Raw genomic sequence first — 24,383 nt, 5'->3', positions numbered from 1 at the left:
CGCCCTCTGTGGTTCGTTTTTTCATGATTTTGCGTAAGTCCTGTTAATTTTCAACGGTTTGCTCTATCCAACAGGGTTGAAGCATAAGCGTTCCGAAGCTCACAGGGATTGTTTCTGGGGCAATACTTTGCTCTTCAGGCTTCCAATAATGTTCCTCTGCAAAAGGATAGGTTGGGATATGGATTTTATCTGCTGTGAGTTCGCGGTAAAGTACTGACCAGTCGATACTCTGTCCTTGTACCCAGGCGGCGGCGACTTTTTCAAGTTTTCCTTTTTGCATCCATTGGGCGATAATTTGCTCAGACTCGCGATCGTCGAAAACATTGTTACTTTTGCTGTGTCCCACCCGCCCATGCCAACTCAAATCGTTTAGAGTCTCGGATGAAGCAAAAGCGTTTAATTGTGCGACTAAATCCGGGATATTCCTCGCCAGAAAGATGCAGCGTTCTCGCATCGCTTCGCGTCCCAGCTGGAGGGTAAAGGCTAAATCAGTGAGGCTGATTTCTTTACCTGTCGTTTTACTTATACGTCTATTCTCCAGAAACGCCGCTAATTTTTCAGCATAGGCTTTAAGGCATGCGGGCGTTTTGGCAGACAACGGAATCAGTACTGAATCAGCTTCGACTTTCACCTGCGGTACTGACAGATGCTCCCGAACTACAAGGTGAACGTTAGTACCACTATGTCCAAAAGAATTTAGGGCTGCGGTTAATGGCCCGCCCTGGTTCGTCCATTCAAGGTGCTGATTATTAATATAAAATGCAGAATCTTCCAATGCGATCGCTGGATTCAGTTCTTCAAAATGCAGCATTTTAGGTAGTTGACGATGGCGTATGGACAATAAAATTTTGATTAAACCAATAACGCCGGAGGCAGCGCCAGTATGGCCAATATGGGATTTCGCACTGCCAAGGGCACAGAATTGCGTCTGATCGCTAAACTGTTTAAAAGCCCGCTTCAATGCATTGGCCTCGACCGTATCCCCCAATCGTGTGCCGGTTCCGTGGGCTTCAATATAACTAATGCTTTCTGGGTTTATTTGATATTGTCGATAAACAGAAGTCAGCAGTTCTTCTTGAGATAGACCACTGGGGGCAGTAATCCCATTGCTGGCACCGTCCTGATTTGCACCAGAGGCTTGAATGACACCATAGATCGGATCTTTGTCTCTGATTGCATCCTTGAGTCTTTTTAACACGACGACACCGACACCTTCCGATAACACCGTACCATCACAGGATTTATCAAAAGTCCGACAGCGGCCAGTGGAACTGAGCATATCGATCTCTGCCAGTTTAACGATCGCTTTTTCATGCATAGCGGCGAAAATTCCCCCCGCCAGTGCCATCGAAGACTCGCCACTGCGTAAACTTTCGCAGGCTAAATGAATGGCCAGAGCAGAAGACGAGCAACCAGTATTGACTACCAAAGCTGGGCCTTTGAGGTTGAGGTAGTAAGATAAGCGGGAGGCAACAATGGCATCGGAAGAGCCGGTAAAGGTTTCGTGGATATAGTCGGTGGGTTCGGCACCAATAAATACGCTGACACGAGAGTTTTCCAGGTTTTTGGGATTGTAGCCTGCATCTTCTAGTGCTTTCCAACTCTCGCTGAGAATTAGACGCTGATGAGGGTTCATCGACTCGGCTTCCCTGGGGGTGATATTGAAAAACAGTGGATCAAAACAATCCCGTTGCTCTAAAATACCGCCCCATTTACAATCGGTTTTTCCCGCTTGTTTGTGTGGGCTAAACAAATCTGGGTTGAGATAATTCGCGGGGAACTCAGCAACACCATCATGCCCCTGAATCAGGTTTTGCCAAAATGTATCAAGGTCTTTTGCCCCTGGGAACTGCCCTGACATACCAATAACGGCGATGTCTTTGCATATTTCTGCCTTGCCCTCGTCGGATGCCATTTTGGGCATCGGGTTTTCTGGCTTACTTTTTGTTTCTGTATATGTATTTATGTTCTGATCGAGCGGCGGCACTCTCTTTTTTTGCAGTTTGGTTTGAATTTTTTCTGCATAGGTATCCACCAAATAATGGCTAAGACGCGTAACGTTTGTATAATCAAACAAAATCGCGGTATTCATGGTAATTCCGAACGCCTTGGCAAGCTGGTCAATAAAACCAACACCGAGAATGGAATCAATACCATAGTCAGAAAATGACACCTGCGGGTCAATACTTGCTTGCGCCATATTTAAAGTTTCCGCCAGATGTTTCAGAATCAACTTGGCCACATATTCCCGGAGTGTTTCGGCAGACGGCTGTCTCTGCGCTAAAGGCTGCTCTGGAGTCAAAGGTTGTACCACAGGTACCGCAGATTTAGGGGATGATTCAACCTCCCTTGGCGATCGCTCTCTGTCTTGCTTGACAAAACCATCACTTTCTGAAACCATGACCTGTTGCCCCAATTTATATGCAGCTTGGGCTGGCAACAAGGTCGAGGTAAATCCTTCTTCTTTTAAAATCTTCAGCCAGCATTCAAGCTCGATTAGCGGGGAGCCGGGGATGCGTAACTCTTCATCTTGGTAAAGCCACCAGCCGTCTAACAAACCAAAGGTTAAGGTGCCGATAATCGATTTTTCCACCACTTCATTCAGCAATAACAGGCCATTGCGTTTCAGAGCAGTTTTGGCATGACGAAGTGTTTGCCTGATATTTTTTGTGGCATGCAACACGTTGGTAGCGATGACAATATCATAAGCGCCAAGCTCTATTCCCTGGGTTGCGATCGCTTGTTCAATATTCAGCAGCTTATAATCCAGATAAGAATAATCCAATCCATAAGTTTTTTGTGCATGCATTAAAAAGGCTTTGGAAAGGTCGGTATAACAATATTCGTCTATAGCGTGCCCAAGCTGGCGCAGTTGCGGCAACACCAATGCGGTGGTTCCGCCGGTGCCTGCACCTATTTCCAATATCCTGATTCTCGTTTGAGGGTCAGCCTGAATCCGTTGACGAATATAAGCTTCGGCGCTTTTCGCCACAAAGGTATTAAAATAGTCGGATAGCGAATTCCTTTGATACATGTTTTCGACTTTTTCCATTGACGATTTGGGAAAAAGAATATCTGTGGCTTGGATGCTACCACGCAGAATTTGCGGCAGTTTTCTCAGGCAGCTATCCAATAGCTCCAGCACTGCTTTCTTTTCCGGGTTGTCGAGGAATGAGTTTTGGTAGTTTTCCCAGCCCTGCCAGAGTTTGTCCGCGTCGTCTACTGTGATATTGGTAGCGACCTCAACGCGATCGCCTTTACATTGTACATAGCCATAGTTTTCCAGCAGCCCTAAGCAACACTCGCGCCACCAGCGCCCATATTTTTCGATTACCCCGGCTTGTTTTTGCCAATGGGTACTTTCTTGCTGCTCACCAACCTTTAAGAATATCCCCAGTTGTCGTATTTGTGAAAACAACAGACGCGGCAGCCAGTCGTGGAGTTCGTTGCGGAAATCTTGATTCAAAAGCCGCGCTATTTCTGCCTCTTCATGTACCTCATTCTCGTTGAAAAGACAGTGAATCAAAGAATCTGCCGCAGGCTGGTTAAGGGTAATCATCTGCGTGGGATCGCAGCCCATTAAGCCCTCTACGGCTTTGGAGACGCCCAAACAAAGGGTTTGTTTGACAAGCCCTGCCGTGAGCATGGGTATAAATTCATCAAAAAACTGGCAGCCCTCGCGATCGGAGATTAAATCATAGTGACCCGCCAAACGCTTCTCGGCCTCGGTTCCCGCCAGTGATGCCTGCCAGTAGCCCCAGTTAATAATACCTACAGGAAAGGCTGCACTTTTGTCAATGGAATGTACAAAGGTGTCAGCGCTGGTGATTCCGGCGGCGTATCCGGCACTATCACGAGATGACAAAAAGGAAAAAGCCTGAACCGATGAGAAATAACACATAAAATCCAAGGCTTCATTTTGGAACGCCGTATAAAAATACGCCGCGCCTTTTTTCTTGGTATCCAAGACCTGATTAAATTCTGCCTCGCTAGTCTGCGCTATTGAGTTATCAAACTTAAATACCAGTGCCGAGAAAACAGCGCCATTGATCCGGGGATAATGTTGTTTGATTTGTTTGACAGCCTGAGCCATTGACGACTCATCGGTGACATCAGCCTGAATATAAAGTGGGGCATTCCTTTCATCCATTGCCTGGAAAGCTTGTAGTTTTTCCTGCACGGCAGCAGATGTCAGGGCACTCCGCCCCAGCCAAACTACTTTCGCCTGATATTTTTGGATGAGATAGCGGGTAATAATCGTGCCAACGGTTCCCGCGCCTCCCATCAAAACATAGACACCGCCAGTTTTTAAACCTGCCGCCTGTGGCTTCAAGCCTTGCAATGACTGCCAATCAAGTTTGAAAAAACGCTGCTTGTAACGCCAGCCTGACTGCAACTTCGTCACTTCACCTCGATCCGACGGGGCTTCGCTTAATATCATGGCTGGTAGGGGTAGCTGTTTTTCGGCGCTGGCCATATCTTCCCGCGACAGGTCAATGTTTCTTACCCGGAAGCGGTGGTCGCCCTGGGCCACCGAATAACCGAGACCGCTAATACCGCCATCATTGGGGCTGGTGACGCTGTTATCTACGCGATAGTTATCGAGGGTCAGGAGGGTACAATCAATAAAGGCATTGTTCTGTATACGTTGTTTCATGGCTCTGACAAGCCGCAACAACTGAATTTCGTTTTCTTGGATAGTGTGCTGGGGGCGATCGCCACAAAGAAAGTAAAAGCTATTAATAGTCTGGGAATACCCTTGCAGGCAGGTCTCAAACCCGGCGGGGGTATTTACGTCGCAGTACCATTTATCTTCTGATACCTGTTTGGTTTCCAACCCCAATTGAATCTCGATTACCTGGGATGCACACTGCTGCTGCAAGAAGTTTGCCAGTGTTTTTTCAAATTGCGATGGGGATTCAAAGTAAACCAGCAAAACAACCTGACTTGCTTTGATCTCAGTTTCTATTTGTGGCTGTTGCTCCCATTTGAGAAGATAGCTAATACCATTTCTTTGTGAGGTTGCGCCAAATTTTCTCTCTTTCTCTCTTTGTGTCCTTTGCGGTTCGTTCCTCATGTAGTTTGGCGCATCTTCATACAGAATTGGTATAAGTTCTTTGAGTGCTTTTTTCTGCGACTCGGCAACAGAGATTTCCGTAGCAACCTGCTCACCATGAGACTGTGGGGAGAAATCCAGCCAGAAATGCTGTCGGGAAAACGGATAACCAGGAAGATTAATTCGACGTAAAGGTGTATCGCCATACAGCGTAGACCAGGGAATATCATAGCCCTGACAATAAAAATCAGCTAAACCAAAAAGGTTTTCCCGATACAGGTTCTCATCGCCGGAGGAGAGGCGAATTTTTTGCACTAATTCATTAACATAATTCCAAGTGACCTTTTGACCAGTAAATTCGGTAGGCACTTTCCCCTGAAAAATATTGGGTTTCCGATCTGAATGCCCTGATTGTGTCCAACTGTAAATAGCATCAGCTAGATCCTGAACCACGATCGCTAGACGATGTTGAAAATGGTGCCGACCTGCAAACAAGGTATAACTGATATCGCCCAGTGTGGCATTATCCACAAGCCCCTCTTGCAAGAACTGAATCATGGCTTTAACTTTTAGTTGCAGCGCCTCTTCAGTTTTTGCTGACAAAACCAGCAGCGAATAAGGTGGGGCTATGGGCTGTTCTTTTCTGCTGAGTCGGTAGCCCTGAACAAGCAGATGGGCATTTGTGCCACTCATCCCAAAAGCACTCACCGCACCAATGCGTTTTTTACCCGGCTGTTCCGGCCAGGGCTGATTGGCCGTATTGACATAGAGGTTGCTCTTATCCCAAGAAACAAAATCGTTTTGTTCAGCAAAGTGCAAGCTTTTCGGGAGCGTTTTATGACGAAGGGACTGCACCAGGCTGACAAGACTGACTAAACCCGAAGCCGAAAAAGTATGGCCAAAATTGGTCTTACTGGAACTGATCGCGCAGGGGTGTTTGCTGCCCTGAAATACTTCTGCCAGTGCATTTAACTCCACCGGATCGCCTAACTTGGTACCAGTACCGTGAGTCACAATATAATCAATATTCTGCGGACTAACCCCGGCTCGTCGATAAACATCCTTCACCAACTCACTCTGGGAAACGCCGCTAGGTGCTGTGATGCCATTGGTTTTTCCATCATAGTTAACACCGCTAGCCAATATCAACCCATGAATTGGATCGCCGTCAGTAAGCGCCCGACTCAGGCGCTTCAGCACAACCACCACCACAGCTTCACCAGGCACTAAGCCATTAGCGCGTTGATCAAAGGCATAACAGCGGCCATCGGCGGACAACATACCTGCTTGGGCCATGCTGATATAGCCGTAGGGTGTGAGCATCAGATTTACACCTGCCGCTATTGCCGTATCGCATTCGCGCTGCCGTAAACTCAGACAAGCCTGATGAGTCGCCACCAGCGAGGAGGAACACGCGGTATTAATCGTCATTGTCGGGCCTTTCAGGTTTAAGAAATAGGCCAGGCGGGCGGCGAGAATACCTGAGTGATTAGAGGTGATGTTGCCCTCCTTGACGCGTTGATAATAATCCCCTTCTTCAGCGCCAACAAAGGTGCCAATTTTTTGGCTATTAAGATGATCCGCCCCGTATCCAGCATTTTCCAGAGCATTCCAAGACTCTTGTAACAAGTGCCGTTGACGGGGGTCGATGTTTGGCGCTTCTCGCGGGGATATCTGGAAAAATAGCGGGTCGAATTCTGCAACGCCAGGAATAGAGGCACACCATTTTCCGTTAGTTTTGTTGGCGTCCTTTGGGTCTCCATAATACCTGCGCCAGTCAAAATAATTTGGCGGAATTTCTTCTACTGCACATTCACCCTCTGCCAAGATTTTCCACATTTGTTCAATATCGTAGGCTTTGGGAAATCTGCCACTCATGCCAATAATCGCGATCGCCTCCTCTATGCCATCATCAGTTTTTTCTGGCCGCAGTTCTTCGGAAAAGCTTTCGAGAGAAGCGTTTTCTTCAGCAGGAGCCTCTGGTGAATGCACTTCTGTTTTCGCCAAATCCTGATAAAAGGTTTGGATAAAGTCGCTATGTTTGCTTAAAAAATACTCCGTGAGCTGCTCCAGAGTCGAATACCCAAAAAACAAGGCGGGTGTTATTTCCAGTTGATAATGTTCACCCAGGCGCGTGGCAAAGCTCAATAAGCTAATTGAATCAAAACCAAAATCGGCTAAGTTGCTTTCTCGCTCAAGCTGTTCCCAGGGCACTTTGAGTTGATGGACGATAATGTTTTTTAAATCCCATAATACCGACTGTTCCAGACTCAAGCCTCTTAGCTCTGGCCGCGTCGATGCTTGATTCACCGAAGAGGTAGGGGGAATAGGGCATGGGAAAGAGGAAGAGGGGCGGGGTGCGGGGGGCAGAGGGGAAAATTCTTCTCCCTTGCTCTCTGCTCCCTGCTCCCTGCTCCCCTGCCTCTGCTTCACAGGTGCTTGAGTCAGCCCTAAAAAGCCATGAACCCGGCTTGGCTGCCCGACCAATACCAAATGCTGTGTTTTATTTTGGTTAAGAATTTTATCCAAAATCGCCAGACCTTCCTGAGTTTCCAGAACACGCTGACCACTGGATTGCAAATACATCTTGGTATTTTCGTCGTGATTAAAGCCCATTCCGCCTTCTCGCCAAAGCGGCCAATTGATCGCTAATGCCTTACCTTGGCGCCTACCCTGCTGTTGCAATTGATGGCGATAGGCAGCATAGGCCATTTGAAAACGATTGCCAATGGCGTAGTCGCAGGCCCCAAAGTCGCCCAATATAGCCGCAGAAGAGGAAAAATAGCAGATAAAATCAAGCGGCTCATCGCGACACAAATCATCAAGCAGCAACGTTCCGGCAACTTTCGGGGCGAGTACCTTTTGAAAGTCGGCGATATTTTTGTCGAGGATACTTGCACTGGGGGCAATGCCAGCAACATGAAAAATACCGTGGATGTCGCCAAAGCGGTTTTTCGCCTGGGCAATGCCATTTCTCATGGCGATGGAATCGCATATATCCGCTTGAATATAGTAGATATTTGTTCCCAGTCGCGTGAGTTTGCTCTGGATCTTTTCATCCAGAGGCGATCGCCCCGTGAGAATTAAATTAGTTGTAGGTTGCTGTTGTGCTAGGTGTTGTGCAACCAAAAAACCCAAACCCCCACAGCCGCCGGTAATCAGGTAAGTACCTCCAGGTTTTACTGCCGATGCGACAGAAGTGCCCTGGTTTGCCAGCACGGTTTTTTGAATTTGACAGACGTAGCGCCGGTGCTTTTGGATCAGCACCGTCTGGGCTTTCGGGGTTTTGAGTTCAGAGAAAATGTTTTGACTCCAATTCGTCATGGAGATAGTTTGGCCTTGCCCGGGATTTTCCTGATAGAGTCCAGCGACCTGGATTCCCGGCATCATCAGCTTTAAAGAGCGATCGAAGCCAAGCCAGGATTCCAGATAACAACGCTCTAGGGCGGTGGAAAAAGAAGCCACAAGTAAGAACCGAGAAGGTTTTAGGGCGCTGTTGGCTAGGGCTTGCAAAATATGAGCGATCGCAGCTGGATTATACAAGCAACGTGAATCCTCGGTCGGCCACAGATAAAGCAGCGCGTCCACCTGCCCATGATTCTGGCCAATATCTGTAAAAACTTGACGATAGCTCTGTGTATCCGCCGAGTCAACCGTATAAGTATAAGACGAGTGTTTTGCATAAGCATCACCTTGAGCAATGAAAATAACATTGATTATTGGGTCAATGGCTTGCATTGCCTTCAGCATTGCCTGCTGATTTTCTGACTGGGAAAGAAAATAAACAACGCTTTTGTAGCTGGCAGAACTGGAAGCGTCGCTTAAAGGCTGTTCCTGCCAAACTTCCTCAAAAGTCATTAGCTCAGTGCTTTGTTCAATCTGAGTCTCTCGTTTGATCTGATCTCTCGTTATGCCATTTCTTTGTGAGGCTGCGCCAAATTTTCTTTCTTTCTCTCTTTGTGTCCTTTGCGCCCTTTGCGGTTCGTTCCTCATGTAGTTTGGCGCATCTTCATAGAGAATTGGTATTAAATCCTCTGCCTTTGCTTCTACCACTCCATCCAACCAATAACTTTCCCGCGCAAAAGGATAGCTAGGCAGCGAGATGCGGCGGGGGCGGTTTTCACCATAGAGTAAATTCCAGTCCCAGCTAGTGCCAGCTACCCATAATGTGGCTAGCTTGCGGTAATCCTGTTGCTTTAAAATGGTGTTGATAAAGGCCTGTCCGGCATCGCCCTCTAAAAGCAAATCGCTTTTATCCCTTGCCGATTTAACCTTACCCTGGTATAGATCCTGAGTATTAGCCTTGCCGTCAAGAAAGTCGGCTAAATGCTCTACTATATCCGTCACGCTGTCAGCAACAAAAGCCAGACGCTCTGACATTGCCTGTCTGCCAACCTGAAGTGTATAAGCCACATCTGCAAGCTGCACCTGGCTATTTTTATTCAGATCAGCCCTCAGATTGCTGGCCAGATTTTTGAGACGCGCCTCATTCCTAGCCGACAATACAATCAGCGCCGTCCCTTGCTGCCTCACAGTGCTGGTTCTGGTTTCGACAAACTCTTCCACGACTATATGGGCGTTAGTGCCACTGTAGCCAAAGGAACTCACGGCTGCACATCGTATACCGTTGCGATCGCCAGGCCAGTCTTTTACCTGGGTATTGACATAAAAAGGAGTCTGTGCAAATTCAATATTTTCGTTAGGCTGATTATAGTGCAGAGATGGTACAAGTTTTTTATTTTTTAAACACAGCAAGGTCTTAATTAATCCGCAGACACCAGCAGCCGTGGTGGTATGCCCAATATTGGTTTTTACTGAACCTATGGCGCAGTACTGGGTTTGCGTGGTGAATTTTTGATAGGCGGCGGCAAGGGCGTTTACTTCTATTGGATCGCCTAATTGCGTGCCGGTACCGTGGGTTTCGATATAGCCGATTGTATTGGGATCTATCTGGAATTTGCGGTACACCGACTCAATTAATGCGGTTTGAGACGGGCCGTTCGGCGCCATGATCCCGTTGGTTTTGCCGTCTTGGTTAATAGCCGAGCCAATAATTAAACCATGTATGGAATCCCCGTCGGCTAATGCTGAAGATAGAGGTTTGAGAACGACAACGCCAACTGCTTCGCCCAGAACAAAGCCATTGGCTCCCCGATCAAATGCTTTGCATAGGCCATCGGCAGATAACATCCCCGCACCTTTGAGTCCGATATGCAAGGCGGAACCAATCAGCGCGGAAGCACCGCCAGCCAGAGCTATGTCACTCTGCCCAGAACGGAGTTGTTCGCAGGCAAGATGAATAGCAACCAGAGATGAGGAACAGGCGGTGTTAATGGGAATGCTGGGGCCTTTCAAGTCGAGAAAATATGAGATTCTGGCGGGCAATATGGCCTCGCTATTGGTCATTGCATAAGGCACATAACCTGCACGTTCGCCCTCTTTCACACCATAGCCTGTAGCAGAGCAGCCAACAAAAACAGCGCATGAGGTGCCTTCTAATGCTCGCGGATTATATCCGGCATCTTCCAACGCTGACCAAGCCTGCTGTAAGAATAGCCTTTGTGCCGGGTCCATCCACTGTGCCTCTTGGGGAGAAATGGCAAAAAACAGGGGATCAAATTCGGCAATATTAGCCATGAATCCGGCTTGCCTCTGGGAGGTATCGGGACTGCCGGGTAAATCATTCACTGATTCCCGTTGATAGCGATCGCGTGGAATCTGGGTTACAGAATTTTTACCAGCCACCAGGTTATCCCAGAATGTCTGCACATTATCAGCACCCGGCAAGCAGGCAGACATTCCGATCACCGCAATTGGTTCCTGGTTTGTTTGTAAGATGCCTTGGGGTGTTTGAGACTTGCTTTGAGTTTTTTTCGGGGCTGCCACGGCAGAGGGTTTTTCTGTGTTTTCTGCTAGGGACTCGGTGAGGCGATCGCCAAAGGTTTCGACAATATGCGCCGCCATGCTTTCAGTGGTGGTGTAATTAAATAAATCAGGACGTTTCAGCCGAATCCCCAGGCGCTGATTTAATTGGTTAATAATCGAGACGGACAGAATCGAGTCCACGCCGTACTCAGAAAACGGTACATCGAGTTCCACACGAGTAGATGCTATATCCAGTGCTTCTGCAAGGGTTTGCACAATCTGCGCTGTGACTTTTTGGACTAGCTGTGCAGGACTGTAGGCGTTCTTGACTTGGGTAATAGCGATCGGCTCGGTCTGCTTTGACAGAAGAGGCGGAGGGGCAGGGGGCAGGGAGCAGGGGGAGCAATCCCTGTCCCGTTCGCGCAGCGTCTCGTTGGCGCAGCCTCTCGTAGAGAAGAGAAGCCGTGAAGCGGAGCGGAACATGGGTATCAAGCCCCGCCCTTCTAGGGCGTTTTCGATTGGTCTGAGTACAAGATCCGTTACTACCTCCCCCTTGCTCCCTGCTCCCCGCTCCCCTGCCTCTTTTGACTGTGTTTCCTGCTTCTGCGTATTTTTACGTAAGCTCCAGCCATCACTTTGACCAACAATAATCTGCTGTCCCAACATTTCACCTTCGCCTTGCTCACCCAGGGACACGACCTTGGCAAAACCTTCCTCTTCGAGCAACCTATGCCACATTGGTGCGCTTAATAGAGGTCCCCCAGGCATCCGCACGATCGCATCCTGATAGCGCCACCAGCCTTCTAATAACCCAAAAGTCAACGTAGCAAAGCTTGTAATGGTCGTGACTTCGTTTAAGATTAACAGACCGTGCCGTTTTAACAGGGCTTTAACGTGTTGTATGGTGTTGCGAACACGTTGGGTTGCGTGCAGTACATTTGCGGCTAACACGACATCGCAGGCATTGGGCAAACCATCACTTACTGCTTCGCGCTCCTGCTCAATGTCTAAACGTTGAAATCGAACAAAGGGGTAATCTTCACCATAACGACGGCGGCCATACTGGACAAAATGCTCGGAGATATCGGTGTAATAATATTCTATATATTCCCGATATGGTGCGAGACCTTTCAAAACCTCGCTACTCATGCCGCCGGTTCCCGCCCCGACTTCTAAAAAGATAATTTTTGACTGCATGAACGCGCCTGATTCTTTTTGGCAGTCAGCTAGGCGGGCTTTGACGTAGGCGATCGCCGCATCTCTGGCTTTGGTATTCAACGCATCTGCGGCAGTATTCCCTTGATAAATACCTTCAACCAATTCCATCGACGCTTCTGGAAACATAATATCCGTCGCTGCAACCGATCCCTGGATAATATCTGGGTAAGCCTGGACGCAGATTTGCAACAATTTCTCGTGCGATCGCAGTTCGGGATAGGATTTTAACCAGTTATGATGTTCGTCATTTTCTGGCGGCAGAGTGGTTTGCACATTCAAGTGCAAACCATTCATTTCAATAAAGCCCGCCTTGTCCAGCAAGTTCAGCCATTCTTTGTAGAGCTGATAATAGCTTTCGGGAATGCCTAATCTGGCTGCCAACGCCTGTTGCTCATATTGCTCACCGGGCTGACAAAACACACCCATTGTCTGAAATGCACGCAGAAGTAAATAACAACCAAGACGATCCAACTGTTTCAGGGCTTGCTGATAACGCTGTCCGTCTGGCAGCGACATTGATAAAGTTTGGGTTGCAGCAATCACGGCATGAATCAGCGCGGGTGAAACACTTTTCTGGGATGCATACATGATTTTGCCATTGTCCAGTCCCAAGCGGCTCAAGGTACTTGGTTGTGCTTTAAAATAAGCAACTTGTGTGGCGCAAGATGCCAGACAGCGCTCAACCACCTCCATCCCCTCTTGGGGATTAATCGATAGCACGCCCTGCCTAGCCATTCTTTGACGGTGATCGGGGGTGGCGACAATGCCCACCTCGCCCCAATAGCCCCAGTTGATAACTTTTACCGGATAGTTTTGCTGCTGATTCTGAGACTGCGCCCAGGCATCTTCAAAGGTACAGGCAGAGGCGTAATTGCTCTGTCCGGCATGACTCATAAAGGACTGTCCGGCAGAGAAAAACAACAAGAAGTCTAAAGGCTCATCGGCCAAGGCTTGCTGGAGTACCACATTGCCCTGTACTTTGGGAGTGAGTACTTTGTGTAGGGTTTTCTCATCCATATCAGCGATCGCTCGATCCTCCAAAACTAAGGCCGAATGAATCACACCATCCAGATGTCCAAAATGTGCTTTGGCTTGCTGCACCACTCGCCTCATAGCCTCAAGATCGCCAATATCCCCTTGCTGATACAACACTTTGGCACCCTGGGCTGTTAATAGCTGCTGCGCCAGAGGTGTCAAAGCCTCGACGCTGCGCCGTCCAACCCATACCAATTTCGCTTGAACGGTTTCGAGCAGATACTCGCTGAGTACCAAACCCAAACCTCCGGCACCACCGATAATCAGGTATACGCCATGAGTCTTGAATGAGCTTCCCTGGATGCTGGATAGATTAGCTTGGGTTAAAACATTGTGATAAAAATGTCCTTCCCGCCAGCAGATGACGCGCCCGTTCGTCGGTGGCTTGAGTGCAGTCAGCGCCTCGGCAAAGTTTTTGCTTTGTTCGCGCGTCCACAATGTCTGCCGATTAATATCTACGCAGCTTACCTGCCAGAGTTCGTATTCTTTCGTTAACGACTGCACAAAACCAACCACATCTGCGCCAAATGGGGCAATCCGCTCAGAGGCTTTGCACGCCTGTGTTTGCTGAGTCACGATTTTGAGGGTCAGTTCGCTGGAATACCAGTGATCGGCCAATAGCGCCTGAATCAAGCGAAAAAGTGCGATCAAACCCCGCGACTGGTTATCCTCAAGGCGTTGGAGATTTAATTCTAAGTTGAGGGCTTGATCGGCTTCGGGCATGAGAAAATAGAGGGTTAGAGCTTGACCTGGCTCAAGCAATGCTGACAATCCTAGCTTGGGGGATGCGAGGGCGAGTTCAAAGGCATGGCGATCGCAAACATTTAACTCAGACGCAAAAGTATCGCCAACCTCAAAGCTGACAACCTGGCTTGCAGATGCTTGCTCATAGCACTTTTTAAGATCATCTTTCACGCCAGACATTGTTTGCGGATAAAAGATTACAACGGTGTCAGGTGTTATTGCTGGCTTCGCGCGATCGCCTTCCAGTTCAACGGGTCGCGCCAGGGTTCCCCGACTTCGGCCAAGCTTGTCGGCGAGTAATGGCGCTCTGGGACTGGGGACTGGGGACTGGGGACTAGGAAGAGTTTTCTTCTCTACGAGACGCTCCGCGAACAAAACAAGGTTTAGGTCTGTATCCCCTTCCAAGTTTTCCCAGTCCCCAGTCCCTAATCCCCAGTCCCCAGTCCCTTTTTCAAGGCGTTTCCATTGCGGTAAATAAAACTGTCCGCCCAGCGTAGCTTGATCTTTGGGTTTGTCGGCAAGGGGTTCAGTGAAGTTAATTTTTTGGGGTTCGTTAATCCAGTAGGCTTCTTTGGCAAAGGGATAGGTAGGAAGGGATAATCGGCGATAAACCTGGCCTTGATAAATTCGCTGCCAGTCTAGATCAAAACCTTTTAGATAAAGTCCGGCGATCGCCATTAGGTTATCTTTATAGATGGTTTGATCTGACCCAGTTTCCAGATTCCCTGTATTTTGGAGGTCTGCCACGATCAAATCAAAAACTTTTTTGGCAAATGCCTGTTCTTGCGGACTCATTTTTGACCCGTTGCCAACAAGACCTTCTAAAGTTCCTGTCAGGGCATCTTGCAAAGCCTCTAGGGAATCGACGACGAAAGCACAGCGTTTTTTAAAATGGGCACGACCAGTATTTAAGGTATAAGCGATCGCTCCTAGAGTTACCTGCTTTTCTTGGCGTGCTAGATACTCACTCAAATCGCTGATTTTATGTTTTAGCGCTTCATCCGTTTTGGCCGATAAACAGATTAAATAAAATGCTTTTTTGCTGTCGTTGATTGTCTGCACAGGCGCTTCTTGAATCACAAGGTGGGCATTGGTGCCACTGTGGCCAAAAGAGTTGATACCCGCCATTAACGGTTCGCCTGGTTCTGCCTCCCAGTCCTGCAATTGCTCAACGATATACAGACCTGTGTCGTTAAAATCGATAAAAGGGTTGAGTTGATTAAAATGCACCAGTCCTGGTAACTGGCGGTGTTTCATGCATAACAAAACCTTGACTAAACTTATTGCACCCGCCGCCGCAGCTGGATGTCCGATATTTGATTTAACCGAACCGACTCCGCAATGAAAGCCTGACTCTGGGTTGATTGAAGAAAATACTTTCTTCAGCGCATTCGCTTCCACCGGATCGCCCAATTTGGTTCCGGTGCCGTGGGCTTCGATATAGCTGATTTTGCTGGCATCAATTTTATAGTCCTGATAAATTCGCTTGATCAGTTTTTCCTGGGCGAGTCCGTTGGGCGCGGTAATGCCGTTACTTTTTCCGTCCTGATTAATGCCACTGCCTTTGATCACACCATAAATTAAATCACCATCATCCAGCGCAGACTGTAATTTTTTCAACACCAGGACGCTGACACCTTCGCCAAGAACGGTGCCATTAGCGGCTTCATCAAAGGCGCAACATTTTCCAGAGGATGATAACATTTCGATGGATGACAGACAGACCAATAACTCGCTATTCAGATTGGTGAAAACTCCTCCTGCGAGGGCGATATCATTTTCGCCATGACGAAGGCTTTCACAGGCCAGATGGATGGCAACTAAGGAAGAGGAACAGCCGGAATTAATCACCAAAGCTGGTCCCTGCAAATTGAGAAAATAGGAGATTCTGGAAGCGACAAGGGCTTCAGAGGAGCCAGTAAAACCCTGTTTGGTATAGCCGTTTGGCTCACAACCGACATAGACGCCGCAATGCAATTGTGAAAGACCTTCGTTCACCAGACCAGCATCTTCCAATGCTCGATAGGCTTCCTGCATAAATACCCTCTGAGAAGGATTCATCTCGGCGGCTTCTTTGGGAGAGATTTCAAAGAACAAAGGGTCAAAATAGGCTTGTTCCTCTAAGATGCCGCCCCACTTGCAATAACATTTTCCCGTCTCTAGCTGGGGACTATAGATTTGACGATCCAGACGGCTTTCGGGCAACTCGCCCACACTATGGATACCTGCACTGAGATTTTGCCAAAATTGCTCGGTGTTCGTCGCACCTGGGAACTGACCCGACATGCCAATAATTGCGATGTCATGAAGACCGCGATCGCTCTTATTATTGTCCTCTCTGTGGGACTCGGTTAAGAGTTGATCCCCCCAACCCCCCTTCAAAAGGGGGGCTAAAAATTCCTTATTTTCCCCCTTTTGAAGGGGGATTAAGGGGGATCTCCAATGACTATCCACGTTCACAGACCAATATTTGGAGTGATCAGGACTATTGCTTGCAGTATCCAGGGTTTGGTTTTTTGCTTTTGCTGTGACTTTTATTTCACTTTTGTTTTCTTGAATCTGAGCCGCTTGTTTTAGTGCAGACAGCTCCTTCCTATATCGATCAACGATAAACCCGGTAAGACGTTCTACGGTGGTGTAATTAAATAACTCTGAGGGGTTTAACTTAATTCCCAGAGATGCATTAATTTGATCCACAAAGGCGAGCATCAGAATTGAATCCACGCCATAGTCTGAAAACGTGGTGTAGGTGTTGAGGCGACTTTGTTCAATCTTGATGCACAGGCTCAATTCCCTCATCAGGCTAGCTTCTACTGAGGCGGCGATTTCTATTGATAAGACCTCTTCTTGGTTGTGGGCGATCGCAGGCGCTTCTTCAATTTCACCCTTGTTTTGGGCGATAATAATTTGCTGCCCCAGCGTCTGAGCTTTTTCATCGAACAGGATCACTTCGTGAAAATGCTGTTTTTCTAGCATTAACTGCCAATTTTTTGCTGACAGAGCAGGCGAACCTGGCAGACGAATGGTTTCGTCATCATACAACCACCAGCCATCCAACAAACCGAAGGTCACGGTGAGAAAAGGTGAAACTTCCCCCAACTCATTTAAAACTAGGAGTCCATCGCCCTTGAGTAGTGTTTTAACATTTTGCAGGGTTCTGCCAATGTTGCGTGTGGCGTGCAAGACGTTGGCTGCCACCACGATATCGATACTACCAGGATCGAACCCTTGTTCAGCCACGGCTTCTTCGATATTCAACAATTGCGTCTCTACAAAAGAATAGTGTTCACAGAAGGTTTCCTGGGCATGAATCAGGAAGCGTTTTGATATATCGGTATAGATGTAGCGCAACTGATCCGAATAAGCATTGAGTGCTTTAAACAAGAATGCACTGGTGCCACCGGTACCCGCGCCTATTTCCAAAATGCGTATTTTTTCCCCTGCACCAAGGCTTGGCAGCGCCTGTTGGACGGTGGCCGTCACTACGTCGGCTACGTGCTGGTTAAAATAGTCTGTGGCAGGATTTCCGCGATAAATATCTTCAACCCGTGACAGGGAGGAATGCTCGAACAACACTTCTGTTGCTTGTTTGCGAGCATTTAACACATCAGCCATACCGTTCAAGCAGGGTGTGAGCAAGGCAAGTTTCGACGCTAACGCGGGATAGCGATCGCCCAATAGTCTGGCATCTCCTTCAAGATCGATTAATCGAATTTTTTTCTCCAGACTGCCATAGCTTTCTTGCAGAGTAAACAGGGAACCCTGTTGCTCCATCTTGCCAGCGCCAACCAAAATAAGAATCAGCTCGCGCCACAGACGACGATATTTGTCAAGTACATGAGCCTGTTTTCTGGGTTTTTCGAGATCGCAAGGGTTGGCGAATATCTTCAATACACCAAGGGTTTCGAGGGTTTTGAGAATCCCATTAACGATCAATATCTCAAGGTGTTCATTGGCGTGTTCCGGTTCTTTTGAATGTTGACCACTGACGGTTACTGTGCGATCTTGCAAAAAGCCCATATCGCTGAGAACCTCATCTGAGACTTTGGCCACCATCACTTGTTCCAGTTCATTAACCAAAATGCGTTCCAACGCTTCCATGGCCTCCCCGGCGCGGAGACTGAAAACACCTTTATTGCCAATATAGGTTTCATACCACTGTGCTTTTTCGACCCCTGTGGATTCCTGTGACCAGTAACCCCAGTTTATGGTTTTTACGGGGTAGTCCAACTGGCGATTCATCTGATGCACAAAGGCGTCCTGAAACATGCAACCCGCAACATAACTACTCATATTCGCCGACATAAAATCTAGACGCTGTGCAAAGCTTTGCATCGAAGAAAAGAACACCATAAAGTCCAAGGCTTCGTTTTTAAGCACACGGTATAGCGTCTGTGCCGAGTTCACCTTGGAATCGAAGGAACCGGCACGGAATTGCGCTTCGCTCAGGTTGCGTATGGGTGTACCCTGGGCGACCATCACCAGGTTAAACACGCCGTGGATCATGCTATTTTCTGCCTTAATCTGGGCAAATACACGTTTGAGATCATCCTCTGACCCAGTTTTCAGTCTCAGGTATTGCGGGCGCGATCCTAGTGCCGCAATCATGGCGATTTTTTTCTCTATCTGCTCATTCTGTTCGCGCCTACCCAACCATATAACCTTTGCCTGATAGGTCTGAACTAGATAGCGACTAAGCAAGGTTCCCACGTGGCCGGCACCGCCAACCAATACATATACGCCCTTGTGACGTAAACGGCTTTGTGTTGGACAAGGCAGATCCAACTGTTCCAATTGCCTGACATAGCCGTGTCCATTTCGTTGAGCAATGACTTGTAAGGTTTGCGTGTTATTTGCGATCGCTGGGAAATCAGCGTATTCGCCCCAGGGCGAGGTATGATCCTGACGATCGCATACACTCACCTGCCAATGCCTATGCTCTTGGGCCAAACAAGATACCAGTCCGACAATGGCGGTGGCATAGGGGGCGGTTGGGTCTTCTTGATCTACGGCATAAGCGCGATAGGTAAGCACGAGCCATTGCAGAGGTAGCTCACTATAGCCAAGTTCGTTGAGTATTCTGACTAAAGCCAATAAGCCTGTGATGGTCGGGGGTTCGCCAAAACTCTCGTCAATGGGCATGTCAGCCAAATCGAGCCTTTGGCTATTGCTGTCAAGAAAACAAATATTACCTAGCGGCGACTTCAGTTGCCTCAGACGGGCTGCCAGTGTTTCCAGCCCTTTGTCTATCTCATTTTCCATCGCAGATAAGCAAACACAGAGTAGCTCGCATTCCTGCTGGCGATAACTCTGCATCAGTTTTTCGGCCTCCTCGATACTTTCATGGGCGTATACTAGCAAGACGCTAGTTCCAGGCCGATGCCAGACACTTTCTACCCCATGTTTCGGATCAAGTCGCTTCCAGACGGGGACAAAAAGCAGTTTTTCCAACTGATTTTTTTTAGCGGTTTCTTTACCGACTTTTTGATCGGCATTGTTCAAGGTTTGCAGAGTAATGCCACGATAACGGACGCTTACCTGGCCTCGGGCATCCAGGATTTGCACATCCATTTTGCCATTTTCATCTTGTGTAACATGAGCGTAAACAGCTTGATGGCGATCGCTCCACAACTCCACTTTTTGCACCGCAAAGGGCATACCCAGACCTTCTGGTGCGGAATGAATCCAGCCATAAGCTTGCAAGGCAGCGACAAAAGCTGCGGGGTGAAATTGGTATTGTATTGGATCTGGGGCTTGGCGATCGCCCGACGTTGTTGGTAAATCAAATGCGATCAGCGCCTGCTGTCCATCGCTCCAGCCCTCTGTAGCGCCTTGATACAAGCTACCCAGGTTCACACTGATGTCAGATTCGGGGAACACGGACTGTTTGCACATTTGGTTTTTCAGGCGATTAACATCCAACTGAACGGCAGGATTCGCCTCCTTTTGCCAATAGCCGTTGCCACGACAATAGACCCCTCCATCGCCTTCGGCGGGTATAATCCGGTATTGAAAACTATTCTGCTCAACCTCCAGCACCAGTTGAACGCGAAGTTGATCCATGACATCAAGGGGTCGGAGCCAAAATACATCCTCCAACAGCGCTACTTGATCCGGCTGGATTTCATGCAGACCTGCCATAATCATTTCCAGAAAACCCACTGCGGGAAAAACTGCTTTGCCCTCAATCAGGTGTTGAGCCAACAGAGGATCGCTGGATTTCAGCCATGTCTCAAACACACAGCCCTTTTCGATTTTCGCGCTGGCCTGTAGATCGAGGCGATGCAACAGAGGATGTAAAACAGATGCTGAAGGCTGTGCTTGAGAAATTGCCACAGAACCAGCCGAATCAAACCAGTAGCGATCGCGGGCAAAGGGATAGGTAGGCAGAGGTATAAGATGGCCTTGGGCTGCACCTCTTAGCTGTCTCCAGTCCAACTCAACACCGGACACCCACCAGTGGGCGAGTTGAGGCAACTGTTTGTTAGCTAAAGCAAGGGATACATCCTGAGAAGAGCCTGTTCCAGGGTGTCCCTCGCCATCACGAAGCTGTCCCTGGTAAAAACCTTCCTCGTCTGTTTGGTCTTTCAGGAACGCCGCCAGCTTTTGCTGGAAGTGCGGGACTGAATCCACCACAAAAGCGACTCGTGTCTCCATCGCCTCACGACCAACCTGCAATGTGTAGGCAATGTCCTCAAGTTGATCGGATACTGCGCCCGCTAAAAAGGACTGAAGATTTTCCGCCACTTTTTTCAGACGCTCTTGATTCTTTGCTGATAATACAATCAAAACTTCCTTGTCAAAAGAGGCAGGGGAGCGGGGAGCAGGGAGCAAGGGGGAGGTAGTAACGGATCTTGTACTCCGACCAATCGAAAACGCCCTAGAAGGGCGGGGCTTGATACCCATGTTCCGCTCCGCTTCACGGCTTCTCTTCTCTACGAGAGGCTGCGCCAACGAGACGCTGCGCGAACGGGACAGGGATTGCTCCCCCTGCTCCCTGCCCCCTGCCCCTTTGCCTCTTCTGTCATCCCCAAGACCGTCAGATCCAATGCCTGGGACTGCGATCGCTTTTTGTTTGTATTCTTCCAGCAATATATGTGCATTGGTGCCGCTAAAACCAAAACTGCTGACCACGGCACGTCTGAGATCACCCTGGGCTACAGACCAATTCTTTAACCGTGTATTCACATAGAAAGGACTGTTATCAAAATCGATATGTTCATTACGGGTGTGGTAATTTAACGAAGGCACCAACTGTCGGTGTTGCAGGCATAATAATACTTTGATCAATCCGGCAATTCCGGCTGCTGCACCAGCGTGACCAATATTGGTTTTAACTGACCCAATGGCGCAATCATGGTGTTTTTTCGTTTTGCTTTGGAAGGCGTTACTCAGGGCATCAATCTCAATGGGATCGCCTAGTTTTGTTCCAGTACCATGAGCTTCAACATAGCTAATGTCTGCCGGGTCGAGCTTGGCATGACGGTAGACACTCTGTTCCAGTTCCATTTGAGAAGCGGCGCTGGGCGCGGTAATCCCATAGGTTCGCCCATCTTGATTGGAACCTGAGCCGCGAATCAGACCGTAAATAAAGTTGCCCGCTTTAAGTGCTGCTGACAGAGGCTTTAATACCACAGCGCCAACGCCTTCCCCTGGGACAAAGCCATCCGCACTTTGATCAAAGGTTTTGCACCGGCCATCGGCTGAAAGCATTCCGGCATTGCTGGCAATAATATGGAAATGCGGTGTTGTCCCGATATACACGCCACCGGCAATCACCATGTCGCATTCGCCACGTTGAATACTTTGGCAGCCCAAATGTAGTGCTACCAGCGAAGAGGAACAGGCTGTATCAATGGTGATACTCGGCCCTTTCAGGTTTAAAAAATAGGAAATGCGCGACGCGATCAGCGAGCTGGAATTGCCCCAGAATGACTGTGGCTCGCAAGGCACGCCCTGTTCCCGCATTAAGGTAGAATAATCGCTTGGGCCTGCTCCGACAAAAACACCACAACGGGTATTGGAGATGCCATTGTTCGCATGCCCCGCATCTTCAAGGGCAGCCCAGGATACCTCTAGGAATAAACGCTGTTGGGGGTCGGTCAATTCGGCTTCCCGACCTGAGAGTTTAAAAAACAGCGCATCAAATTTGTCTATGTCGTGCAGAAACCCTCCCCACTTGCAATGGGTTTTATTGAGTACTGCCGGGTCAGGATCATACCATTGATTCAAATCCCAGCGTTCAGCTGGAACTTCGGTAATAGAACTTTTACCACTGGCAAGATTCAACCAGAACTGATCCAGGTTATCCGCACCGGGAAAACGACCTGACATCCCGACAACCGCAATGGGATCGTCTTGTTCCACGAGATTTTTTGCCGTAGCACTTTCAACAGGAGAGCTTTCAGGAACACGGTCTTCAACAGCAGAGGATTCGGGAACAGCACTTTGGCCGACATGATTTTCCCATATCATGTCGGGGACACTGACAACAACTTTGCCAATATTTTTTCTGTCCTCCAGCAGTCGGTAGGCTTTTTGAATATCCGCGATCGCAAATCTTGCTCCTATGGTTGGTTTAACGCTACCTTCTGCCAGTTGTTCCACCATGCGATCGAGATAGCGACTGATCAGTTGTGGGTTTTTGGCCACCAGCTTTCTCATATCGATACTGTAAAACACCTGATTGTCTACCAGATGAGATAAATCAAGCGATCGTGAACGCTTCAGAGCGACCATTGCAATTTCCAAATAGCGTCCATTGGGCGCCAGAATATCCAGCCCTTTTTGGATGGCATCTCCGGCGGCTGTATTGAATACCACGTCCACTCCGTAACCGTTCGTATCGGCTAAAATCACCTCGGCAAAATCGTCTGTCTGGTAATTGATCAGATGAGGCACGCCCCTTTCACGCAGGTAATCCAGCTTTTGGCGAGAACCGGCTGTTGCGTAAATTTCTGCACCCGCAGCCAAGGCCATTTGAACAGCAATTAAGCCAGTTCCTCCGGCGGCACCTTGAATCAGCACTTTTTCCCCGGCTTTAATATTGGCCTTTTGAAAAGCGTGGTATACGGTCAGAAAAACGCCAGGAAACGCGCAGGCATCTTCGTGGCTTACCTCACGGGGTTTGCTAACAACCAGGTGTTCTGCGGTGGTCAACAGGGTACTGTGACCGCCCAACTGATCACCCGCCAGCGCTATCACCTCGTCTCCCACGACAAATCGGCTTACCTCCGAACCCAGTTTGGCGATGTGCCCCGACACTTCAAAACCCGGCGTAAAAGGGTACTCCGGCATGGTGGGATAGAGACCCTTCACACACAGCAGATCCCCGAAATTGAGCGAAAAGGCCCGAACCGCTATTTGGACTTCATTTGCTGCGGGTTCCTGGCTTTTCAGGGGATGGAAGCTGAGTTCTTCGATGCGGCTCGGTCTTTCCAGTGCGATCGCCTGATGATAGCTCCTTTCTTGATGCGACTGAGCATCCTTTGTTTTCGACAGTTTTGGCTTCGGGTGCTGACGCTGCTCATCTATTGCCGTGCCGTGGTTCTGGTCGATAAAACAGGATAAATCGAAAATATTCGCGTGATCAAACAAGGTCGTCGTTCGCAAGACTATCCCCAAATGGGTATTGATCTGATGAATCAAGTCCACACCAGTAATGGAATCCACACCATATTGGCTAAATGGACGCTTAATATTAATATCAGCATGGGTGACACCTAAAGACTTTGCCATACTTTGGCTGACGCTACTGACGATAAATTCATGTCTTGACTCGGCAAAATCCGCCCACTGGAGATGATCTAGCCTTTGATCTAAACCTTCTTCAGTCCGACTTTCCTGCCCAGGCAAACCAGGGTGATTTATTTTAATTTCGCCATTACTTTCGGCAACAATTATATCCTGAAAAATCTGACCACTTTCAACAGCATCGCTTAAGCTAAGGGTATACCCAAAGCCCTCTTCCGACAATATCCTCTGCCAGGTAGTTGTTGACAACAAAGGCGATCCGTCGAGGCGGTTTTCCGGGTCTTCAAACAACCACCAGCCTTTTAACAAACCAAAGGTCAAAGTCCCAAAATGGCGGACTTGTGTGGCTTCATTCAATAACAGCCAGCCATTGCGTTTCATTAAAAACTTAACCCGGCTCAAAGTGTTGCCAATATGACTAGTTGCATGCAATACATTAGCACTCAGGACTAAATCGTACTCGCCTGCCTGATAGCCCTGAGCTTCGCCATCCTGTTCAATATTTAAGATTCTGAATTCCACAAAGGGATACGCGTCGCCAAAGGTCTTGCGCCCGTGTTTGAGGAAACTCGGCGAGATATCAGAATAGGTATAACGAAGGCGGGCAGCATAAGGCTCAGGGCAAACGCATCTAAATATTGAGAGCCTGAATCAGGGTGAAATACACCAAGACTCAAACTACATAAAGCTTTGAGGAAATGAAATCTCACTC

The 24,383-nt window shown here is 48.4% G+C and carries 1 protein-coding gene and 1 pseudogene; both read right to left on the bottom strand.

Translation table 11 applies throughout. The annotated features are described in order from the left end of the window. Positions 1 to 43 precede the first annotated feature (43 nt). On the bottom strand, positions 44 to 23,773 hold the full coding sequence (locus tag V7K50_RS11660; RefSeq protein WP_334960137.1) for an SDR family NAD(P)-dependent oxidoreductase: 23,730 nt from the start codon (positions 23,771 to 23,773) through the stop codon (positions 44 to 46). Positions 23,774 to 24,043: 270 nt separating this feature from the next. Continuing rightward, positions 24,044 to 24,310 (bottom strand): annotated as a pseudogene (locus V7K50_RS30690) (class I SAM-dependent methyltransferase); the annotation flags it as partial. Positions 24,311 to 24,383: the final 73 nt, after the last annotated feature.

Source organism: Nostoc sp., assembly GCF_036917135.1.
In the GTDB taxonomy this organism is placed as follows: Bacteria; Cyanobacteriota; Cyanobacteriia; order Cyanobacteriales; family Nostocaceae; genus Nostoc.
This window is presented reverse-complemented; position numbering and strand designations above follow the sequence as displayed.